We start from the raw sequence: 20106 nt of genomic DNA, 5'->3' as shown, positions 1-20106 counted from the left end.
GTCATATAATGAAGGGGGAGAGTATGATGATTCTTTTAAGAAGTATATTGATTGTACTCTTCGTATCTTTAATCGGGTGTCAGCAAAATACGACCTCAACAGAAAACCTCACTAATGAATTAGAAATAGAAGGTTTTGTGGAGCCAGAACCATCGGATTGGGTGAAATATATAACGCCAGTCAGAGAGTACATGTATTATAGAACACAAGCCGTGGTTAACAAGGATATTCATATTTTGTGGGATCATTACCCAGATCTAAAAGAAAATATTGACCACAAGCAAGGTGTTAATATTGAGAAATATGAGGTTGAATCCTTAAATCAAAATGTTAACTTGTTGGATGCCAATTATAATATTGAAGATGATGAACGAATTAAAGTGAAATCGATAAACGATAATAACGTGGAAGTTCTTATTCATGCAAGTATGATTTGTTTGAGAGATGATTTTGATGAGTCCGGAGGGGAATATTTAATTAAGCTGTTCTTAGAACATAAGAACAACCATTGGACCGTCGTAAAAACTGACGAATATACTTTACCAGAATATAAAGAATGGATGAAGGAAAAGGAACAGATATAAGCCCTTGTTAAGCCTATCTAAGCGAACGGGAACCATAGCTGAATAATAAGTTGAAGGCAGCCGCCAGTATGATCGGCTGCCTTTTAAGTATAGGATGACACTTTAGGGGTGTAGCTTGCAAAGGCAACCGGCGCCTAAATCTGAATGCGACTTCGAGAATATTACCGCCTGTGTTAAGCACGACCTTCAACAGGTCGTGTTTTTCTTGTGAACCAGATCAAGTCTTTGATGATCTAATTAGAAGAAGGACTTGAGGGGAAAGGGGAACTACGCGTGGATTTACCAGAGAAAGCAGAGCTAGCAAGACAAGGGGATAAGGAAGCTTTCATGTACTTAATAAAAGCTGTTCAACAAAGCCTATTTGTTATAGCAAGATCCATCGTTAAAAACGACGAAGATTGTGCAGATGCGATGCAGGAGACGATTGCTAAAGCTTTTTCTAATGTACATACACTGAAAAAGCCGGCTTATTTTAAAACATGGATTATTCGAATTTTGATCAACGAGTGTAATCGGATTATTAAGAAAAAGAAACAAGTACACCCTGTCCCTTATGATATGAGAAAGACATCATATAAGGGTGATTATGAACAAATCGAGCTGTTTGAGGTGATTGACAAACTGGATGAACAGCTTCAAACCATCGTGACGCTTTTTTATATCGAGGATTTATCGGTCAAGGAAATATCCAAAGTGCTTGAAGTTTCCGAAGGAACAGTAAAATCACGTTTATTCAGGGCTAGACAGCAATTATCCGAGCTCGTCCTAGGGGAAGGAGAAGCCAAATATGAATTATCATGATCCGGTCGACCGCGAGCTTAAACAATTGTTAAAGTCCAAAACACAAGACTTGGTCATTCCTGATACAGTACAGCTTGCTGTGGATAACACGCTTTCCTCACTTTCTAAGCAGAATATGAAAAAGCAATATCCCCTTAAACGATGGAGATGGGCAGCAGCAGTTATAGCCCTCATTTTCGTCCTAGGTACGGTTTCAATCTTTACAGTGCCGACATTTGCCGAAATGCTCAGGTCTTTATTTGCCAAGGACAACTCGGATATCGGACTCCTGCGAGCCCAAGAATTGGGACTGGTGCATGATCCCCATATTAAAGTGAAGGACGAAGGTTACACGCTGGTCATTGATGAAGCTGTTGCGGATCCAACCCGAGTGACGATTGCTCTTCAACTTTTTGATAGAAAAGGGAAGCATGATCGCAACAAGCTTGCCCTTATTGATCCGAACAAGATTACGATCAAAGATGACAAAGGAAACGAAGTAGGCAGCATGTACGATATGGGGTACACGAGCGATTTTTATTATATGGTTGCTTTCTTTAGTGAGCCGCTGCAAACAGACAAGATTACGATAGAAGGGAATATTGGGACGCTTGGACAAAGGAACGAACCATCAATAGAAGGAAATTGGAACTTTATCTTTGACATGGATATGAAAGAAGCAAACAAGCAGACCAAAATAGAGGAATTGTCTGGCAGCTACACAACGCCGAACGGCATGACGATCACATTAAAAAGGCTGACGAGAATGGTACAAGGAGTACGGTTCGAACTGGAGACCGAGCTTGATGATGAAGCAATGGGAAGATCCCCCGGTGATTTATGGGAAAAGCAGATGCTAAGCTATCATTTCGAAACCATAGAAGGAGAAGAGATTCATTCGATGAATCCGAGAAAAATGGGGTACATGAACAGCCTGATGACATCTGATCATAGAGTGATAGGAAACGGAAAAATGCGTTGGAGTTATACGTTCAAGTACCTGCCTGAGCATGAACCGTACCGTTTTGTCCTGGATGGATACTCGGTCGCGGAAAAGGACGGAAGCAGGGTTTCCTTTAAACCGTCGCAGCTGACCGAGCCCAAAGCCTTTAAAATATTGAATGATAGAGTGGAGTTGGTTGGGACTTCGCTTGAGGAATCGCAAAGCGGCGACGGAATCTCTGAAATGGCTGTCTCATTCTACGGGGAAATGGAAAATGAAATAAGACACGAGGAATGGAAAGCCTATGATTCAGCAGGCAAGCAGTATGAGGTAACTATGAGGGGAGCATCATCATTCGTAAATACTCTGACTGATCATTGGAGAGAGGGATTTATCAGCATGGGGGATCGTAACACACAGCAGCCTTATGAATTCCGGATTCCGGGTTTAGATCAGATTCCGGAGGAACTTATACTGGTAAGGGAAGTGGTGGATAAACGATACAAAGACCCTGAATGGTCCGTATTCATAAAACAGTAGAAACAAACGAACCATTCCTCTCAGGGAATGAGTTCGTTTTTTTTCTTTCTAAGATGTTGGAATGGAATGTGCGCTTTTATGGATTGCTCGATTACATCAGTTTTGGATATATATCCACAATCCATCTGTTGATATACTAGCGTAAACATAGAGAAGGAGGAGAGTCGAATGGCTCTAAGAAGCGGATGACAACAGGACTTAATTTTGAATAGCGTGCAGGTTGTCATGATGGACTTGTACGTGCAGCAGAAAGGGGAGAAGACATGGAGCATTTCGTTGAAGAGAATCTCAAAACCGTGAAGCAGCAGATGGAATTGGCATGCCAAGCATCGGGTCGCCAGATAGAGGACGTGAAATTGTTGTTGGCAACCAAAACCGTACCGCTTGAAAAATTGCAAATGGCTATACAAGCGGGGGAGACTCTATTCGGGGAAAACAAAGCACAAGAACTACGGGGCAAATTTCCGCTTATGCAGCAGTTCAATCAGGTAGAGTGGCATTTTATCGGACATTTGCAAACGAATAAAGTGAAGGACGTTGTCAAATATGTTACGCTCATTCATTCTGTGGACCGTTTGAAACTGGGGCAGGCCCTTCACCATCAGCTCGTTAAAGAGAACAAAACCATGGATGTTTTGGTGCAAATCAACACGTCCTATGAAGAAAGTAAATTTGGTGCTCCTCCGGAAATGGCAGTGGAGTTGGTAGAACAGTTGTCCCAGTTCGAAACGTTAAACGTGAAAGGCTTAATGACGATTGGCAAACTGAATGCAACCAACGATGAGACCCGGCATTGCTTCCGGTTACTAAAATGTATTCAAACACAAATCAGAGAGAAAAATTTCCCTCGTGTGCAAATGGATATCCTCTCGATGGGCATGTCCGGTGATTATAAGGTGGCCATCGAGGAGGGAGCTACCATCATCCGTGTAGGGACAAGCGTATTCGGCCAGCGTTACTTGCCGGACAGCTATTACTGGAACGAACACGCGCAACAGGACGATTAGGAGAAAGGCAGGAGAACACTCATGAATACAACAACATCCCCTTCGCTGCGCGGCCGCGATTTGATATCGCCAACCATAGCCGCTTTAATATCTGTCATTGTCAACTATGGAGGCACCTTTATTCTCGTGTTTCAGGCAGCAAAAGTCGCGGGTTTAAGTCCCGAAATGACCGCTTCCTGGATTTGGTCCATCTCCATTGGAGTGGGCATAACCGGGATCTGGCTAAGTTATCGTTACCGGGAACCGATTATTACGGCTTGGTCAACACCAGGCGTGGCTTTTCTCGTTTCGGCCTTAGCGGTAACCCCTTATCCGGAAGCCATTGGAGCTTACATAATCTCTGCCGTAGGATTTATTGTTTTAGGATTATCGGGCATGTTCGAACGATTTGTCCGGCTTATTCCTTCAGGTATTGCTTCTGGACTACTAGCAGGCATTTTACTGCAGTTTGGCATTTCAGCTTTTGGGGGAGCGAAAGTTGATCCATTGCTTGTCGTTGTCCTGTTTGCCGCTTATATCGTGTTAAGACGGTTTACATCCCGCTATGCGATTGTTGGCATACTGGCCATCGGACTGATTTATTTGATTGTTATGGGAATAGCGGATTTCAGCACGATCCACTTGGCGATTGCATCACCGGTATTTGTCGTTCCGGAGTTTTCACTACATGCTACATTAGGTGTTGCATTGCCGCTGTTTATTATTACTTTGACAGGACAATACATGCCTGGAATGCTCGTTTTGCGGAATGACGGGTTTAAGACGAGCGCAAATCCGATTTTGACCGTAACGGGTCTGGGTTCACTTCTTGCAGCACCTTTTGGCTCGCATGCTTTTAATGTAGCAGCCATTACGGCAGCGATTTGCACAGGGAAAGATGCGCATGAGGATTCCACAAAACGCTATATTGCAGGCATTGCATGTGGCATTTTCTATATTGTTGTCGGCATTTTTGGCGTGACGTTGGCTGCTCTGTTTTTGATTCTGCCGGCTACCTTTATCGCGACATTAGCGGGATTGGCATTGCTTGGCACCATTGGTGGTAGTCTTGCCAATGCTTTAACGGATCCCAAGGGACGGGAGACTGCATTGATTACGTTCTTAGCGACAGCCGCGAATGTCACTCTACTTGGCGTCGGTGGCGCATTTTGGGGACTTGTTGCGGGTTTGGCAGCACATCTATTGATTCATGGGAAATTTCATAAAAAGCAATACAGATCAAGCGGAGTACAGCAAGCGGAACCAAAACAATAGAAGGTGGGAACATGAAAACAGGGATAGCGCGGGTCAAAAGACGGGTGCGAGGTTGTTGGTATTATAAAAGCAACCCCGCAAGACGATAAATGCCTTCTTCAATGGCAGCTTCATCTACTTTAGCAAAACCCAGTACCCATCCTTTTCGATTGCTCTCCAAACCATACGTGCTAAGCGGATAAACACGGATACCTTTTTCGAGCGCTAACTTCGTCACGGCTTCTTCGTCAAACGATGGTTCTGCCTCAAGAAGCATATGCAGCCCTGTTTCTATGCCGCTTAGTGTAAAGTGTTCATTCAGACCCGTCGCGATGATAGCTTTCGTCATGGCTTCGTGTCTGCGCCGATATACATTTCGAACTCGTCTCATATGGCGCATGAAATGACCATGTTTAATAAAATGAGTAAGCGTTAATTGCTCCATAATTGGAAGATGACGATAGGTTAGTTCTTGAACTTGGGCAAGCCGGCGAATAGCCTCATTGGGACCAATGATTGCCGAGATGCGAATTCCAGGAGCAACCATTTTGGAAAAACTCATCATGTACAAGGTATTTTGAGGACGCTGACTGAACAAGGTTGGAAGGGGATCGCCGCGATATCGAAATTCGCTGTCGTAATCGTCCTCAACAATCCAAAACCGCTGTTCGGCAGCCATATGTAACAATTGTTGCCTGCGAGGTTCCGACATAATAACTCCAACCGCACACTGGTGGGATGGCGTAACAAATACTAGTTTGGATTGAGGGTGAATGCGGTCGACATACAGCCCGTACTCATCGACCGGAACGGATACAACTTGCATACGCCGATACTCCAGCGCCATCCAGGCAGCAGGGAAGCCGGGATCTTCAACCGATACCGTATCTCCTTTATGTAAAAGGGCTTGGGCGATTAGATCAATGCTATGTTGTGCGCCTGAAGTTAATATGATTTGATCGAGATTCACATGAACGCCCCGTTCAAGGGATAAATAACGTTGAATCTGTTCTCGCAGCGGCAGGAAGCCATAAGCGTTGCCGTAAGCCCAATTGTCCAAGTTTGTTTCTGTGGAAGCATGTAAAAAAGATTGTCTCCAATTCTTTTGAAAATGTTCGTCCAGATAGGGCTCATGGGGACTGAAATCGATGTCTACTTTCCGATGTTCTTTGTCTCCGAACCAACTGTGCAAATGACCGACTGAAGCGTTTAATAAGGGCAATTCGGGGAGGAGGGGCCCTTGGGTAGCCGTATCCTCTGATGGACGAGAGGCATATGACCATTCGCTAACTCTTGTCCCGCCGCGACGAGAGGTGACGGTGTACCCGCGGCTGAATAATTCCTCGTAAACAATCTGTATGGTTGAACGGGAAACGCCAATCAATGGAGCGAGTTCGCGGGAGGGGAGCAGTAATTCGCCTGGCTGGCGGCCATTTTCCGGTCGTAATATTATGGATTGCTTGATCCAGAAGCTGCTGCCAGATGGGACGTTCATCATCTCGGTTAACTTTTAGCATACATACACCTCTGATGTTATTATGGATTGCTTAATTTACTGAATTATGGATATTAAATAACACTCCATTGATTGATATACTATCATGACAATCGTTGCTTATACAACACAATATAAGTAGACAAACGAGCATACAGAGAGGAAGAGGGTTCATGAAATATTTGGAACAACAAGACAAAGCAGTGGCACATGCTATTCGGCAAGAACTTATACGGCAGCGGGATACAATAGAACTGATTGCATCGGAGAATTTTGTAAGCCAGGCTGTCATGGAAGCCACAGGTACGGTGCTGACCAACAAATATGCGGAAGGGTATCCGGGAAAAAGATATTATGGCGGATGTGAATATGTTGATATCGTAGAGGAGCTTGCCACTTCCCGTGTCAAAGAGCTTTTTGGTGCGGAACATGCCAATGTGCAGCCTCACTCCGGTGCGCAGGCGAATATGGGAGTTTATTTTGCATCAGTCAAGCCTGGTGACACCATTTTGGGCATGAATTTATCCCATGGTGGACATTTAACGCACGGGAGTCCGGTGAACTTTTCCGGTAGACTTTACAATTTTGTCCCTTATGGTGTCGATGAACAAACCGGACGCATTGACTTTGATCAAGTGCGAAAACTTGCTCATAAGCATCATCCGCGCATGATCGTTGCTGGCGCAAGCGCTTATCCTCGAACGATTGAATTTGAGTTGTTTGCCCAAATTGCTGCCGAAGTTGGAGCCCTTTTCTTTGTGGATATGGCACATATTGCGGGAATTGTCGCTGCGGGCTTGCACCCCAACCCTGTACCGCATGCGCATTTTGTAACGACAACAACGCATAAAACGTTGCGAGGACCAAGAGGCGGAGTCATCATGTGCCGTAAGCCATGGGCGCAAGCCATTGATAAAGCGATATTTCCTGGGTCACAAGGCGGCCCGCTTATGCATGTCATCGCGGCCAAAGCGGTTGCACTAGGCGAGGCATTGCAACCGGATTTTAAAACGTATATGGAAAAAACTATTGAAAATGCTAATGTACTAGCGGAAACACTAGTGAATGAAGGGTTAACCGTTGTATCGGGAGGAACAGATAATCATATCATTTTGGTTGATTTGCGCACGATTGGACTTACGGGAAAAGAAGCTGAAACCATCCTTGATGAAGTGGGGATTACCGCTAATAAAAACGCAATTCCTCATGATACGGCAAGCCCGTTAGTAACGAGTGGCATTCGCTTCGGAACCCCTGCTATGACATCAAGAGGATTGGGCCCCAAGGAAATGAAAGAAGTTGCCCAGCTGATTGGACTTGCCTTTAAAAATCCGAACAGTTCGACGGTTAAAGATCAGATATTGGGAAGTGTACGTGAAATTATCTCTCAGTTTCCTTTATATGGCGGGCTTTAATAGTTTTGCTTTAAGTCTGCTAGTAGCCAAATACTCATGGCTGTCGAGTTCAATCGACAGCCATTTTTAAATGGATCGCCAATCATAACCCCGAGTTACTCAACCCATTCGCCGAAAATTGCGCGAGCTTTGCTCCAATCCACGCCCAGACTGCCTTGCCAGCCAGCCCAAGGCATCTCCATATCGGAACGGCCCTTGGTGTTGTCCAGACTGAACTCGGCGTTGATGATCGACTCCATGTTCGTCCAGCGATCCGGGGCAAGCTCCAGGATGCGATTGGGGATCACACCGACCATGGCGAGCGCCTTGAGCATGCCGCGGCGTATGCCAGCGTGTCCTTTGATGATTTTCTCGGCGGTGAGTCGTTTCTCATATTTCCCCGGTGTTTCGCCCGCTTCCGCCCGGTCCAGGCTATGCAGCAGATCGCTGAAAGCCTGCTTGTCTTTTTCCGTTGGTTGAATAGGACCTTGCTCCAGCAGTTTGACGAACTCGGTCATGTCTACATACGCTCCGAAGCTCGATCCGCTGTAATTATTGCCCAGATGCATTGCATAACGGATGTAGGACAAGTTGTCCCAGCCTTCGTCGCTATGACTGAATGCGCACACCCTACAGGCAAGAACGCGCTCGGCTTCCTCATACGTATGCGCCCGCGCATGTATCATGGAATGGTAACTGGCCAGCGAAGATATGCCTCGCGGGTAGCTCCCGCCAACCCCGGCGATAAAGGCGCTGCCTACGCTGCTCCAGGAAAGGAAGGGGTTCGTCTGCAGCTTGATCAGCTTGTCGATGATCTCGTCATGACGGATGTATTGCAGTTCATTTGGGACCCATCCGCTGGCGTGGAGCAGCTCCTGCTCGGCCGGAGTAAGTGTAGCGGTCTTATAGATGGAAACCTCGCGTTCCCGATCATAGTCGTTATTCGAGTGGTGGTACAGCTTTTTCAAAACGCGCATCAGCTTGTTATTCATAATAACTCCTTTCAATCGAGGGGGATAAGCTCGCTCTTCTGATAACTTTGGGATGTCTCATTCTATTATAATAGCTACTAGTAATGTAGACATGCGCTTAAAGGACCAGGCGGGACATAGAGGAAGTGATGTTATTCAGCAGAGGCTAACCTCGTTATGCTGATGGGCAGAACAGTCAAACTGGAGCAATGGTAGAAAGAGCTTGAAATAACGTGCTTAAAGCCAGCCTGAGGATAAACGGGATTTCCGGCTCAAAGCTAACCCGTTGGTCAAGTCACCGATTTTTAGGTTGAGCCGAAAAGTCCCAGCTAATCTCTTGTAATTCGTAGGCTGATGTTTTATATTGACATAAGAGTAGGTCAAAAATAAAAGAGGTGAACGGACGAGATGACTCCACGCACGAAGGAACAAAACGAAGAGATCCGGCTGCGGCGACTGACGCAAATCCGTAAAGCCGCTGCCGATGTGTTTTTGAATAAAGGGCCTTTACTGGAAATCCGTGATGTTGCCACGCAGGCGGAGCTCGGCTATGGCACGGTATACCATTATTACAGCAATAAGGGCGATTTGCTCCACGATCTGCTATGGGACGCGTTGGAGCGGGCCGGGGGATGGCTGGAGGCTCCACCAGAGGCGCCGCTGAAGGTTCAGCCGGAGGTCGCGCGGGCTCCGGCTTCGGATGAGGCGCTGGCGGGCGGGCATTTCGGCTTGGCTGCGGCGGCGGATACCGGGAACTCCGCTGCCACGGATTCCCGAAGCGAAAGCCGCGAAACGGCCGATGCCGCAGAGCTTAGCCCCGTCGCTGCCTCCAGCGTCCGGCTGCTGGAGCTTTGGGCTGAGGACCACGCCCTGTACCTGCTGCATAAGCTAGCCGGTGAGGGCTTTGCCTCGTTACCTGAAGCGCGTTCGGCCCCGCTCTCAGCCGCCTTTCACCGGGAGGTGCTCGCTCCGTTTGCCACGCTGCTGGAAACCAGCCGTGTGGCGGAAGGAGCTGCCCCTTCTGGCGGAAACGCGGCGGAGCCGCCAAATCGGCTGCAGCGCGCGGAAATGCTGCTGGCCGCCTTAGTCGGCTGTGCCTCGCTTTCACTTCGCCGCGGTAAGCTGCACGAGGAGGCCAGGGATATCGTACGGTTTTTAAAACTATAGTGCTGATAAGGAGCGAATAAACATAGATGATCATTTTAAAATCACCTAGGGAAATCGAAGAGATGAAGCCGGCGAGCCAAATCGTTGCGGACTGCTACCGTGAGGTGGCCAGACTGATCGAGCCTGGGATCACCACCCGGGAAATCAATGACTTTGTTGCCAGACACATCACCAAGCTGGGCGGCAAGCAGTTTACGAAAGGGTACAACGGTTTCCCCGCCGAAACCTGCACTTCGGTCAACGATGTGGTGGCCCACGGCATTCCTTCGAATCGGGTGCTTATGGACGGCGACTTGCTGAAGCTCGACATCGTCGTGGAATACGGCGGTTGGTTCGGCGATTCGTGCTGGTGTTATGCGGTGGGCAATATCCGGCCGGAGGCGCAAAAAATAATGAAGGTGGCAAAGGAATGCTTGGATCTGGGGATCGCCCGGGCAATCCCCGGGGGTCGGCTCGGCGACATCACGTCGGCGATTCAACAGCATGCGGAAGCGAACGGGTTCTCGGTCGTACGCGATCTGCTGGCGCACGGGATTGGGCGGAGCCTGCATGAGGAGCCGAACTACGAGCATATCGGCGTAGCCGGCAAAGGCATTCGGTTAAAGGAAGGCATGGTGTTTACGATTGAACCGATGATCAACGAAGGTACGTTCCGTATCACGATCGACGACGATCAGTGGACGGCGAGAACGGCCGACGGCAAGCTGTCGGCGCAATATGAGCATACGATTGCAATCACGGCTGACGGACCGCTGATTTTAACGGCCCAGTGAATTTTTTGAATGAACAAAGCCGGGGAATGACAATATAAGAAAGTGGTATACATTTCATTTTCCAAAGGAGGATATCTGTTATGGCTCACCAGAAGAGAAGGAAAGAAGCTGCCTGGAAGTCACGAAAGCAAGAACAGCATCCCCATGGTAAAATCAAATCGCTCAAGGAATTGTCCAGCGAATAGAATGAAGAGTATACTCCATGTGAGAGAAAGACTGTCGGCGTAAAATACCGGCAGTCTTCTTTCTTGTATTCATTCATCAGACATCTCGGTAGTCTATGGAAAAAACTTGAAAAATATTTATATTACAATTATAGTAGATATTGGAATTAAAAATAATATTTGTGTGAAGAGGAGCGTGCGCCTATGAAAAAGAGAATTGCTAGTATTCTTACCGCTACTGCAGTTTTATTATCTATTCCAGCAAGTGCATTTGCATACACGCCATTACAAACTCAATCATCCAGCATTATCACCCCGCTTGCACATGATCAATGGAATTTCGTTATATCAGGTGAAGATGAGGTTACTTTTGATTATGCAAAATCAGATGGAGTGAACTTACGTGTCTGGCTGGGGGATGATGAACGCGCTGGTATGGAGCTCCTTGTTTATGATCCAAATGGCAATCTTTTTGCTTCAGGTAATTCAACATCTCGGACTGATTATCAAGTTAAACTGGAGACTAAACCCAAAATCGAAGGAACCTACAAAATCAAAGTGGTTGTAAATGATGGTGGAGGACCCTACTGGATTTCATTGGCTGCAAGATCATACTAATGCTTGGACCGTCCATAATTGGACGGTCTTTTTTTATCTGTCTTTAACAGACTCACAACGAATCTGGAGATTGCTTGATTATGCGAAAATGAATATACAAATTGACTTGACATTGGAGCTTACTCCAATGTTACTTTGAATACATGGAAAAACTTTATTCTATACAAGAGGTTTCGCAGTTACTTGGGATTCCAAAGGATACGCTTCGGTACTATGACCGGATTGGGATCGTATCGCCGTCCCGTGAAGACAATCGGTACCGCAGGTATTCGAAGAACGACCTCATCGATTTGATGAATATTCAAATCATGCAGTATGCGGACTTCACTCTTAACGAGATCAAGGGAACGTTTGGGTTCCACAGAATGGAGAATGTAGATCCAGCTTATTGCCGTAAGGTTGCTTCGTTCCTCGATGCGAAGAATGCAGAAACGCGTAAGAAAATTGCCCATCTGGAAAAGGTCAGTCAATTGCTCGACGTAGCAGCCGAAACGCTAAGGGACTTTAATCATGAAAGCGACCAACGGCTGGCAGAAATCGTTCGCGAACTTTACCGGTCTATTCGCAAGCAGGAACCGGGAATATCCGAGGAGGGATGTCATGGGCATCAACGTTAGGAATTTCTATTTTTTGATTGCTGGCATTCTGGCGATACTATTTGCCTTTACACACGCATGGAATGGGCAATCCGCAGTGCTGCCGATGCTCCATGTGAGTGCGATAGCGATGGACACTCGAACCGTTGTCCAGCGAAAAGGAAAAAGAATTTACTACTTGGATGATAAGACTGTCGGCGTAAATTACCGGCAGTCTTCTTTTTTGTCTTAATCTTTCCGACCTGTTCCATAAGGTCGCAAGTGCCTAAAATTGTAAAATAATCTAGATATCATATTTAATTTGCTAAGTGTTGTGTAATCGCTGTCATTCTATAATTTACTTAGAAAGGAGGTAAAAGGAAAAAGATAAATCAAAATATGAGGAGGTAGATTATGTTTAAATTCAGTAAGAAGTTGATGACGGTTATTCTTGCAGCTACCATGAGTTTTGGTTTGTTTGCAACGACCTCAAGTGCTGCGACCGACTATTGGCAAAATTGGACCGATGGCGGCGGAACGGTTAATGCCGTTAACGGCTCCGGCGGTAATTACAGCGTGACCTGGCAAAACACCGGGAATTTTGTTGTCGGTAAAGGCTGGAATACGGGATCGCCAAACCGGACGATTAATTACAATGCCGGGGTCTGGGCCCCGTCCGGCAATGGGTATTTGACACTCTACGGATGGACGAGAAACGCACTGATCGAATATTACGTCGTTGACAGCTGGGGTACGTATCGACCTACCGGGACTCATAAAGGCACGGTAACCAGTGATGGGGGCACATATGACATCTATACGACCATGAGATACAACGCACCTTCCATTGACGGCACACAAACGTTTGCCCAGTACTGGAGTGTTCGACAATCGAAAAGAGCGACCGGGGTCAACTCGTCCATCACTTTCAGCAACCACGTGAACGCATGGGCAAGCAAGGGAATGAATCTGGGAAGCAGCTGGTCATATCAGGTGTTAGCAACAGAGGGTTATCAAAGTAGCGGGAGCTCAAACGTAACAGTGTGGTAACCGATCGCCATCAATAAACTCAAGCGAACGGGAGTGGTAGGGCCGTCTCTGAGGATAAGCGGGGTTTGTGCTGTCTGATATGGTATCAACAACGAATCGACCATAAGGAAACTTCAATCCCCCACATTGGAGACAGACCGGTGGCCGTTTCCTTCGTTTACCCCTAAGTGCGGATACGTTGCGGGCCGTTTCTCGTCATACGAACGGCCTTCAACGTAACGGGGGGAGGCGAGTTACATGCCGTTATGGCCTATCAGTGTTCCTATCAGCATCAGCATAAAGGAGATATATCAATGAGAAAGCTATTAATGTTCTTTTTAATAGCAACAATGGTTGTGATCGGCGCTTGTTCACAAGTGAAGTCTGAAAAGATAGATGGTTTTCTATTTGTGGAAGGTGGGACCTCTAAGAACAACCAGTCTAACTACGCTGAAAAAAACGCAACCGTATCGCACTTTTACATTGGCAAATATGAGGTCACTCAAAAAGAGTGGGTGGAAGTCATGGGCAGTAATCCCTCTGCATTCAAAGGCGACCATTTGCCGGTGGAAATGGTGAGTTGGTATGACGTTGTGGAGTATTGTAATCAAAGAAGTATTCTAGAGGGCTTAAAACCATATTACAACATAGACAAGGGTAAGAAAGATCCGAATAATAGGAATGATAACGATCATATCAAATGGATTGTCACGATCAATGAGGGAGCTAACGGTTACCGATTGCCTACAGAAGCCGAGTGGGAATATGCTGCAGGCGGAGGTCAGAATAGCAAGGGTTACATCTACAGCGGAAGCAATAATGCCGACGAGGTTGCATGGTATTGGAAAAACGCCGGAGACAAATACCTATCTGGGGATTGGAACTGGCCTATCATAGAGAGCAATCATAATACAACAAAATCGATCGGTACCCAGAAACCCAACGAGTTGGGGGTTTACGATATGTCTGGAAACGTAAGGGAATGGTGCTGGGACTGGCATGGCGACTTGGATAGTCCAAGCGGTTCCTTCCGAGTAGTAAAGGGTGGAGGTTGGATCGGCGACGTCAGCAACAACGAGATATCTTTCCGAGGTAAATTCGATCCCAATGGCTTTGGCCCCGATCAGGGTTTTCGTGTCGTTCGCGGAGAATAGCCGGAACAAGGCATAATTAAGGTTGATTCATTCGCCCAAGAAATGATATAAACCTCTCGCCGTCCTCTGAAGAGGGCGGTTTTTTGTTCGTTAGCCGTTGGTATCTAGCGAATAAAGAATTTTGATAATGGACGCCTATTGCAAACTGAAGTTGAATCGTTTATTATGGATATAAGACATCCATAATATAATCCGTACCGGATCAGGCTCATTAGCAATGGAACAATAGCGTATGCAAGAAGGTTATTTTTCGCTCCAATTATGGATAATGTAGATCCGTAAAAGTAAAAAACCAATGATCAACCAACATTCGATGTGGAGTTTATTGGAGGCGGCTAGGCGGGCTTTTCACTGCCCTCAGAAACTATAGCGGAAGAGAGATGGATGTTATGAACGATTTTTTTAATGAAGCCATTTGGGAGAAGGCATGGAAAGAACACGGCGAACGCGTTGTGAACAAGATGAAAAAGACCGGAATCGACCCGACCCGAACCTTTGATCATAAGGCGAAGACCTTCAATGAGCAATCATTTAATGAAGAGGGAAGAAAACGGACCACACGGATCATGAATTGGCTTGAAGGACAAGGGGTTCAATTCGACAACGCCTCTGTACTGGACATTGGCGCCGCTTCGGGAGTATTTTCGGTGCCGTTTGCAGAGCGAGGGGCCCGCGTAACTGCCGTAGAATCCTCTCTGCCATTGATCGAATTGCTGAAGGAAAATATCACAAAATTCGCCAATGACCAGGTGAAGATTGTACCGGAACCTTTTGAAGATATTGACGTGCTGGCCAGAGACTGGGACAATGCCTTCAATCTTGTCTTTGTTTCGATGTGTCCGGTCATTCTGGATTGGGATAGCGTCGAAAAGATTTTACAATGCGCCCGGGATTATTGTTATATCAGTATGCCGGCAGGCTCTATGGAGCTCAGTTTGGTGAATGAAATCTGGCCGCTCATCACCGGTCAGCCCTTCCAATCGAAGCACTTGGAGTTCGGATATTTGCTTCATCTGCTGTATCTCAAAGGCTATTCCTATGAGTCCCTTATCACACGGGAAACGAAAACGACGGAAGTTACAAGAGAAGCGGCGTTACAAGAAATGATGAACTGGCTTCGCAGTCACGGTCTTGCTGCAGATGATCAGAATCGGAAATTGGTTGCAGACTATTTGGAGCAAGCGTATCCGTCCGGCAAAGTAACCATCCGGCAGAGTGGTCGTTATGGCAAAGTACTGGTTCGAATGCAAGATCAAAGCATGTACACAAGAAAAATTTGATCGAGACTACGCACGTGTTACGTAGTCAGACCAAGAAGATGAAAGGATGATAGTGATGGCGATTCAACACGCAACAGATTCTACTTTTAGAGGGATGGTCCAAACCGAAGGAGTAACCGTAGTGAATTTTTGGGCTTCTTGGTGTGGTCCGTGCAGAATGTTTGCACCCGTTCTTGAGGAATTTGAAAGGGAAGCAAAAGGTTCCATTAAAGTAGTTAAAGTTAATGTAGACGATAACCCGGTGACGTCTTCCCAATATCAGATTATGAGCATACCGACCACCCTTATTTTCAAAGATGGGAAGCTTCTTTATAAAGAATCAGGCATATTGCCGAAACATGTCTTGAAACATCGCACTGCCTCCAATTAAAGGCTCAAAATGAAAGGAGTTCTTCATAAATAGAAATGAGATCTCAAAGGGATCACGGTATGCATGCACAAGAAGTCGTGCTTTGTGGGCGGCTTTTTTGGCTTTTTCCATATTCGTCGTGACTTCATGGATGACCTCAATGTAATATAAATATGAACAGATGGGAGATGAGGAATGATGTTGAAATTAGTAAAGGCTATGCTCGTGGGATTGAGCATGACTGTAATTGGTTTAGATTCTGGAAATGTGCAACCTACCGCCGTGTCGGCAGCCAGTACAGAATATTATGTCGCCACCGACGGCAGCGACTCCAATCCAGGGACGATCCGTGCGCCATGGAAGACGCTGCAGCATGCGGCAGACGAGGCTGATCCGGGTAGCATGATTTACGTTCGGGACGGCGTATACAATCAGAAGCTTAAGATAACACGCTCCGGGACAGCTGCACAAGGTCCCATTACTTTCACGAACTACGGTTCGGAGAAAGCCATCATTGATGGTGCTGGACTTTCAGTCAACGGGATCGAAGGGCTAATCGAGATAAAAGATGTGAATTACATTACTATTCAGGGCTTAGAGATTCGCAATTATACGACGACTTCCAGAAATGCGGTGCCTGTTGGAATCTATGTTCAAGGCTCAGGCGGCTTTATTAATCTGACCAACAACAAGATCCACGATATCAAGAGCACGGTCACACCAACCGGCAGCGATTTGCTTGGAAGAGATGCTCATGGTATCGCCGTATATGGCACCAAAGCTCCGGAATCGCTTCATGACATTACGATTCATGGTAATGAGCTGTATAATCTTGTCCTTGGTTCCAGTGAGACACTGGTACTGAATGGTAATGTAGATAAGTTCGCGGTAACGGACAATCTCATTCACGATAACGACAACATTGGGATCGATATTATCGGTTTCGAGGGGACAGCGCCGGAAGAAGCATACGACCAGGCCCGAAATGGCTTGGTGAAAGGTAATCGGATATACAACATTTCTTCCAACAACAATCCTTCTTATGGGAAAAAAATCCCGAATAACAGTAACTCAGCTGGCGGTATTTATGTTGATGGCGGCAAAGACAGCATCATTGAGCAGAACTACAGCTACAACAATGATATCGGCATTGAAATTGCCTCCGAGCATGCGGGCAAATCCACCAGCAATATTACGATTCGAAGCAACATGGTGCACAATAACCGGTTGACGGGGATCGCCATGGGTGGATACGACGAGGAGCGGGGCTCAACGGTGAATTGTAAAGTCGTAAACAACACCGTCTACAATAACGATATTTTAGGTGATGGTAGCGGCCAGCTCTATGTCCAGTATGATACGAGAAATAACGTGATCAAGAACAATATCTTTGTGGCCAGTTCCACAGGTGTGCTGATCTACAATGAATATGCCAAAAATTCAGGAAACGTCGTGGATTACAATCTATATTATTCTCCAGGCGGTAGTGCAGATGCATTCTGGACATGGAAGAGCAAAGACTATACTGGCTTCTCCGCATACAAAGCGGGAACCGGCAACGATGCGCATTCTTTGTTCATGGATCCTAAATTCGTAAATGCTCCCGAAGGCGATTTTCATCTTCAGTCTTCGTCCCCAGCGATAGATGCTGGTTCGACGGATCACGCGATCATCGGAACGCAGGACATTGACGGTGAGCCAAGAGTGCAAGGAGCCAATGTGAACATCGGCGCAGATGAGTAGAGCAATGTTTTTTTGAAAATGGGCAAAACAGAGCTGAAATGTTAAGGGAGGCAATATTACGAACATGCTGCGCCAGCTGGCCACGTGTCAACCATGACAGACTATTGGCTTTTTGGAATCAGGGAACCCCAATGCCTGGATGATTGTATTGTATTGATGGAAAATGAAAATCTTAAGAAGGCTGTCGGTAAATATGACCGGCAGTCTTTTTTTGACTCATGATCACATATAGCCCGAATGAGCCATTTTCATATATAGATAATTAAGAGAAAATGAGAAAATCATGTAATACTACCGAGTCGTAAGGCTGCTGGAACAAGAATGGAATAGAAGGGAAGTAGCTTGAAAAATGAATAAAACAGGAGTTTGGTTATTTTTTGCATGGACTGTATCAGCTGCAGCAACTAGCGGAAGTTTGTTTCTTAGTGAAGTATGGCATTTTACGCCATGCGTCTTATGTTGGTATCAACGGATCTTCATGTATCCATTAGTCATTGTTTTGGGAATCGCAGCATATCGGCAAAAGACGCACATCGTCCCATATATCCTGCCCCTGGTTATCATTGGCGGAGGCATATCTACATATCATAGTATTATTCAAAAGCTCCCCAAAGAGTCGGGTATTGCTGCATGCGGGCCGGTCTCCTGCTTGAATGACTACTTGAATTGGTTCGGCTGGTTGACGATTCCGATGCTGGCATTTGCCGCGTTCGTGCTCATCGCTGTAGCTCTATTGATGGCCCTGCGCTCGCAGAAGCAACAAACAAACCAGTGATAAGTAAATGACACGTAACAGCCGGCCTAATGGTCGGCTGTTTTCCATCATCACCCACTTTTTATATCTTGTGGTCTTATTCCATATCCCTATCCTCCAACAAGGAGCTTGTGATACATTACTTAAAAATCATGACGAGGAGATGGAATTTGTTATGCATAAAGTAATCAACCCCAAAATCCACTATTTCGGGACTTCGGTTGTGTTGATAAGTACGATCAACGAAGACGGCACCCCCAACCTGGCTCCGATGTCCTCTGCCTGGTGGCTCAATCAATCATGTATGCTTGGAATGAGCAGCAAGTCTCAGACTGTGCAAAATATGATCCGTGAAGGTGAGTGTGTGCTTAATCTCCCGTCGATTGACTTGATTCCCGCAGTTGATCGTCTGACCATGTTGACAGGTCGCAACCCAGTCCCTGAGTCGAAAGCAGAGAGGGGATATAAGTTTGAGGCGAATAAATTTGGTGTCGCAGGGTTAAATCAACTTCCGTCCCAGCTTGTTCAAGCGCCGCGTGTGAAAGAATGCCCCGTCCATCTGGAAGCCAGGTTTGTAAAGCTCCATCCTTTTGAAGAACCAAGTTCACTTGTTGCCATCAAAGTGCATATTGAAAAGGTTCATATCGAGGAAAATCTTCTTATAGATGGCCAATCAAATTATATTGATCCTTCGAAATGGAATCCGATGATTATGAATTTTTGTGAATATTTCGGTTTAAGTGAGCAATTGTCTGCATCTAAATTAGCCCCGGTATTCGGACCTCATTCAGTTGAAAGCATGAATATGTAATGAATGGTATGGCATATAAGGGTATGCGATGTGGGACTAGCGTTTGGCTTGAACTCAATAAGTTTGCAATAAAAAAAGCGACAGGATTCAACCTGCCGCTGGTGCTCCAAGGAAAACTAAAATTTCTTCAATGCTGGTATTGATGTAAGTGTTCATTCCAGATATGTACTTGCTGAACTCTTCCGAAGACATTTTACTTTTGCCTTGCATATAAGACTTGATCTCTTGAATGCTGTCGGATTTGTATTTGTTCAATTTCTTTAGCATGACGTTGCTTCTTTTTTTCATGTCGGATGTCTGCTTGCTACAAGTTTTCTTTGCTTCGCTGAGACTTTTTTTTGCCTTATCAAGTGACATTTTCGCTTGGCTCAACGCTTCTTTACTGGCTTTAGCCTTCTTAAGGCTGTTATATTCAGTAGAAAGTTGTTTGAATTGAGTGGTTAGCGAGGTCACATTCACGCACACAGGGTGCTTGTACGCTTTTTGGGCAGCCTTCACTTTTTTCACCTGTGCGTTATAGTCCTTAAAGTACAGTTTATGAATCTCAGACGTAGAAACGGATGCTGCAAAAGCCTGTGACGGAATGAACAATGCCAGCATCAAAAGTAATACAAAAGTCTTTTTCATTAGGATATGCACCTCTTCAGTTGTAGTGCTTATAGCATATACCATAATTTGTAACCTATCAATATATTAGTAGAAAACCTAGCTCTAATTTCTCCAACCCCATAATCACGCAGCC

General features: G+C 45.9%; 21 protein-coding genes and 1 pseudogene. 19 read left to right on the top strand and 3 right to left on the bottom strand.

Annotation, left to right across the window (positions count from 1 at the left end; genetic code table 11):
• Nucleotides 1-26 precede the first annotated feature (26 nt).
• The 5 genes from MKY48_RS18410 to MKY48_RS18390 all read left to right on the top strand — a co-directional run bounded on the left by MKY48_RS18410 (nt 27) and on the right by MKY48_RS18390 (nt 5108).
• The gene (locus MKY48_RS18410; protein ID WP_339290268.1) at nt 27-584 is read left to right on the top strand and encodes a hypothetical protein; all 558 of its coding nucleotides are present in this window, start codon (nt 27-29) and stop codon (nt 582-584) included.
• Nucleotides 585-857: 273 nt separating this feature from the next.
• Nucleotides 858-1385 (top strand): sigma-70 family RNA polymerase sigma factor, encoded by a 528-nt coding sequence (locus tag MKY48_RS18405; protein WP_339265286.1) that lies wholly within the window; start codon nt 858-860, stop codon nt 1383-1385.
• Nucleotides 1372-2847 (top strand): DUF4179 domain-containing protein, encoded by a 1476-nt coding sequence (locus MKY48_RS18400; RefSeq protein WP_339265284.1) that lies wholly within the window; start codon nt 1372-1374, stop codon nt 2845-2847. The genes MKY48_RS18405 and MKY48_RS18400 overlap by 14 nt, the downstream gene beginning before the upstream one ends.
• 263 nt (nt 2848-3110) lie before the next feature.
• Nucleotides 3111-3854 (top strand): YggS family pyridoxal phosphate-dependent enzyme, encoded by a 744-nt coding sequence (locus MKY48_RS18395; RefSeq protein ID WP_339265282.1) that lies wholly within the window; start codon nt 3111-3113, stop codon nt 3852-3854.
• Between the two features lie 21 nt (nt 3855-3875).
• Entirely contained in the window at nt 3876-5108 is a 1233-nt protein-coding gene (locus MKY48_RS18390) for a benzoate/H(+) symporter BenE family transporter (RefSeq protein ID WP_339265280.1), read from the top strand.
• A gap of 61 nt (nt 5109-5169) precedes the next feature.
• Here MKY48_RS18390 and MKY48_RS18385 read toward each other — a convergent pair.
• Nucleotides 5170-6604 (bottom strand): annotated as a pseudogene (locus MKY48_RS18385) (PLP-dependent aminotransferase family protein).
• A 151-nt stretch (nt 6605-6755) separates the two neighbouring features.
• On the opposite strand from MKY48_RS18385, the gene glyA reads away from it, so the two are divergent.
• Entirely contained in the window at nt 6756-7997 is a 1242-nt protein-coding gene (glyA, locus tag MKY48_RS18380; protein WP_339290266.1) for a serine hydroxymethyltransferase, read from the top strand.
• A gap of 95 nt (nt 7998-8092) precedes the next feature.
• Here the strand turns inward: glyA and MKY48_RS18375 are convergent, their stop codons facing one another.
• Nucleotides 8093-8968: a hypothetical protein gene (locus MKY48_RS18375; RefSeq protein WP_339290265.1), complete on the bottom strand. Its 876-nt coding sequence runs from the start codon at nt 8966-8968 to the stop codon at nt 8093-8095.
• Nucleotides 8969-9355: 387 nt separating this feature from the next.
• Between MKY48_RS18375 and MKY48_RS18370 the strand changes: the two genes are divergently transcribed.
• The 13 genes from MKY48_RS18370 to MKY48_RS18310 all read left to right on the top strand — a co-directional run bounded on the left by MKY48_RS18370 (nt 9356) and on the right by MKY48_RS18310 (nt 19364).
• Nucleotides 9356-10114 carry a TetR family transcriptional regulator gene (locus tag MKY48_RS18370; protein ID WP_339290263.1) on the top strand — a complete coding sequence of 253 codons (759 nt, stop codon included), beginning with the start codon at nt 9356-9358 and terminating at the stop codon, nt 10112-10114.
• Nucleotides 10115-10140: 26 nt separating this feature from the next.
• Entirely contained in the window at nt 10141-10887 is a 747-nt protein-coding gene (gene map, locus MKY48_RS18365; protein WP_339265271.1) for a type I methionyl aminopeptidase, read from the top strand.
• A gap of 80 nt (nt 10888-10967) precedes the next feature.
• Nucleotides 10968-11072 (top strand): DUF6254 family protein, encoded by a 105-nt coding sequence (locus MKY48_RS18360; protein ID WP_015735743.1) that lies wholly within the window; start codon nt 10968-10970, stop codon nt 11070-11072.
• A gap of 183 nt (nt 11073-11255) precedes the next feature.
• Nucleotides 11256-11669: a hypothetical protein gene (locus MKY48_RS18355; protein WP_076321575.1), complete on the top strand. Its 414-nt coding sequence runs from the start codon at nt 11256-11258 to the stop codon at nt 11667-11669.
• 143 nt (nt 11670-11812) lie between these two features.
• Nucleotides 11813-12286, top strand: a complete 474-nt coding sequence (locus MKY48_RS18350) for a MerR family transcriptional regulator (RefSeq protein ID WP_339290261.1) — start codon at nt 11813-11815, stop codon at nt 12284-12286.
• Nucleotides 12270-12497, top strand: a complete 228-nt coding sequence (locus MKY48_RS18345) for a hypothetical protein (protein ID WP_339293577.1) — start codon at nt 12270-12272, stop codon at nt 12495-12497. Before MKY48_RS18350 ends, MKY48_RS18345 begins: the two co-directional genes overlap by 17 nt.
• A gap of 161 nt (nt 12498-12658) precedes the next feature.
• Nucleotides 12659-13294, top strand: coding sequence for a glycoside hydrolase family 11 protein (locus MKY48_RS18340; protein WP_076321573.1), 636 nt, complete (start codon nt 12659-12661; stop codon nt 13292-13294).
• A 293-nt stretch (nt 13295-13587) separates the two neighbouring features.
• Nucleotides 13588-14427, top strand: a complete 840-nt coding sequence (locus MKY48_RS18335) for an SUMF1/EgtB/PvdO family nonheme iron enzyme (RefSeq protein ID WP_339290260.1) — start codon at nt 13588-13590, stop codon at nt 14425-14427.
• Nucleotides 14428-14816: 389 nt separating this feature from the next.
• Nucleotides 14817-15707: a class I SAM-dependent methyltransferase gene (locus MKY48_RS18330; protein ID WP_339265264.1), complete on the top strand. Its 891-nt coding sequence runs from the start codon at nt 14817-14819 to the stop codon at nt 15705-15707.
• Between the two features lie 55 nt (nt 15708-15762).
• Nucleotides 15763-16077, top strand: a complete 315-nt coding sequence (trxA, locus tag MKY48_RS18325) for a thioredoxin (protein WP_339265262.1) — start codon at nt 15763-15765, stop codon at nt 16075-16077.
• A gap of 177 nt (nt 16078-16254) precedes the next feature.
• The gene (locus MKY48_RS18320) at nt 16255-17799 is read left to right on the top strand and encodes a right-handed parallel beta-helix repeat-containing protein (RefSeq protein WP_339293526.1); all 1545 of its coding nucleotides are present in this window, start codon (nt 16255-16257) and stop codon (nt 17797-17799) included.
• A gap of 349 nt (nt 17800-18148) precedes the next feature.
• Nucleotides 18149-18574 carry a disulfide oxidoreductase gene (locus MKY48_RS18315; RefSeq protein WP_339290257.1) on the top strand — a complete coding sequence of 142 codons (426 nt, stop codon included), beginning with the start codon at nt 18149-18151 and terminating at the stop codon, nt 18572-18574.
• A 154-nt stretch (nt 18575-18728) separates the two neighbouring features.
• Nucleotides 18729-19364: a flavin reductase family protein gene (locus MKY48_RS18310; protein ID WP_339290255.1), complete on the top strand. Its 636-nt coding sequence runs from the start codon at nt 18729-18731 to the stop codon at nt 19362-19364.
• 87 nt (nt 19365-19451) lie between these two features.
• On the opposite strand, the gene MKY48_RS18305 is transcribed toward MKY48_RS18310, so the two are convergent.
• On the bottom strand, nt 19452-19991 hold the full coding sequence (locus MKY48_RS18305; RefSeq protein ID WP_339265256.1) for a hypothetical protein: 540 nt from the start codon (nt 19989-19991) through the stop codon (nt 19452-19454).
• Nucleotides 19992-20106 lie beyond the last annotated feature (115 nt).

Source organism: Paenibacillus sp. FSL W8-0187 (genome assembly GCF_037969755.1).
Taxonomy (GTDB): Bacteria; Bacillota; Bacilli; order Paenibacillales; family Paenibacillaceae; genus Paenibacillus_AQ.
The sequence above is the reverse complement of the archived record's forward strand: the minus strand, read 5'-3'. Positions and strand labels throughout refer to the sequence as shown.

Coding starts and splice junctions, on each gene's coding strand:
- MKY48_RS18410 (WP_339290268.1), top strand. CDS start 27: ATGATTCTTTTAAGAAGTATATTGATTGTACTCTTCGTATCTTTAATC.
- MKY48_RS18400 (WP_339265284.1), top strand. CDS start 1,372: ATGAATTATCATGATCCGGTCGACCGCGAGCTTAAACAATTGTTAAAG.
- MKY48_RS18395 (WP_339265282.1), top strand. CDS start 3,111: ATGGAGCATTTCGTTGAAGAGAATCTCAAAACCGTGAAGCAGCAGATG.
- MKY48_RS18390 (WP_339265280.1), top strand. CDS start 3,876: ATGAATACAACAACATCCCCTTCGCTGCGCGGCCGCGATTTGATATCG.
- glyA (WP_339290266.1), top strand. CDS start 6,756: ATGAAATATTTGGAACAACAAGACAAAGCAGTGGCACATGCTATTCGG.
- MKY48_RS18375 (WP_339290265.1), bottom strand. CDS start 8,968: ATGAATAACAAGCTGATGCGCGTTTTGAAAAAGCTGTACCACCACTCG.
- MKY48_RS18370 (WP_339290263.1), top strand. CDS start 9,356: ATGACTCCACGCACGAAGGAACAAAACGAAGAGATCCGGCTGCGGCGA.
- map (WP_339265271.1), top strand. CDS start 10,141: ATGATCATTTTAAAATCACCTAGGGAAATCGAAGAGATGAAGCCGGCG.
- MKY48_RS18360 (WP_015735743.1), top strand. CDS start 10,968: ATGGCTCACCAGAAGAGAAGGAAAGAAGCTGCCTGGAAGTCACGAAAG.
- MKY48_RS18355 (WP_076321575.1), top strand. CDS start 11,256: ATGAAAAAGAGAATTGCTAGTATTCTTACCGCTACTGCAGTTTTATTA.
- MKY48_RS18350 (WP_339290261.1), top strand. CDS start 11,813: ATGGAAAAACTTTATTCTATACAAGAGGTTTCGCAGTTACTTGGGATT.
- MKY48_RS18345 (WP_339293577.1), top strand. CDS start 12,270: ATGGGCATCAACGTTAGGAATTTCTATTTTTTGATTGCTGGCATTCTG.
- MKY48_RS18340 (WP_076321573.1), top strand. CDS start 12,659: ATGTTTAAATTCAGTAAGAAGTTGATGACGGTTATTCTTGCAGCTACC.
- MKY48_RS18335 (WP_339290260.1), top strand. CDS start 13,588: ATGAGAAAGCTATTAATGTTCTTTTTAATAGCAACAATGGTTGTGATC.
- MKY48_RS18330 (WP_339265264.1), top strand. CDS start 14,817: ATGAACGATTTTTTTAATGAAGCCATTTGGGAGAAGGCATGGAAAGAA.
- trxA (WP_339265262.1), top strand. CDS start 15,763: ATGGCGATTCAACACGCAACAGATTCTACTTTTAGAGGGATGGTCCAA.
- MKY48_RS18320 (WP_339293526.1), top strand. CDS start 16,255: ATGTTGAAATTAGTAAAGGCTATGCTCGTGGGATTGAGCATGACTGTA.
- MKY48_RS18315 (WP_339290257.1), top strand. CDS start 18,149: ATGAATAAAACAGGAGTTTGGTTATTTTTTGCATGGACTGTATCAGCT.
- MKY48_RS18310 (WP_339290255.1), top strand. CDS start 18,729: ATGCATAAAGTAATCAACCCCAAAATCCACTATTTCGGGACTTCGGTT.
- MKY48_RS18305 (WP_339265256.1), bottom strand. CDS start 19,991: ATGAAAAAGACTTTTGTATTACTTTTGATGCTGGCATTGTTCATTCCG.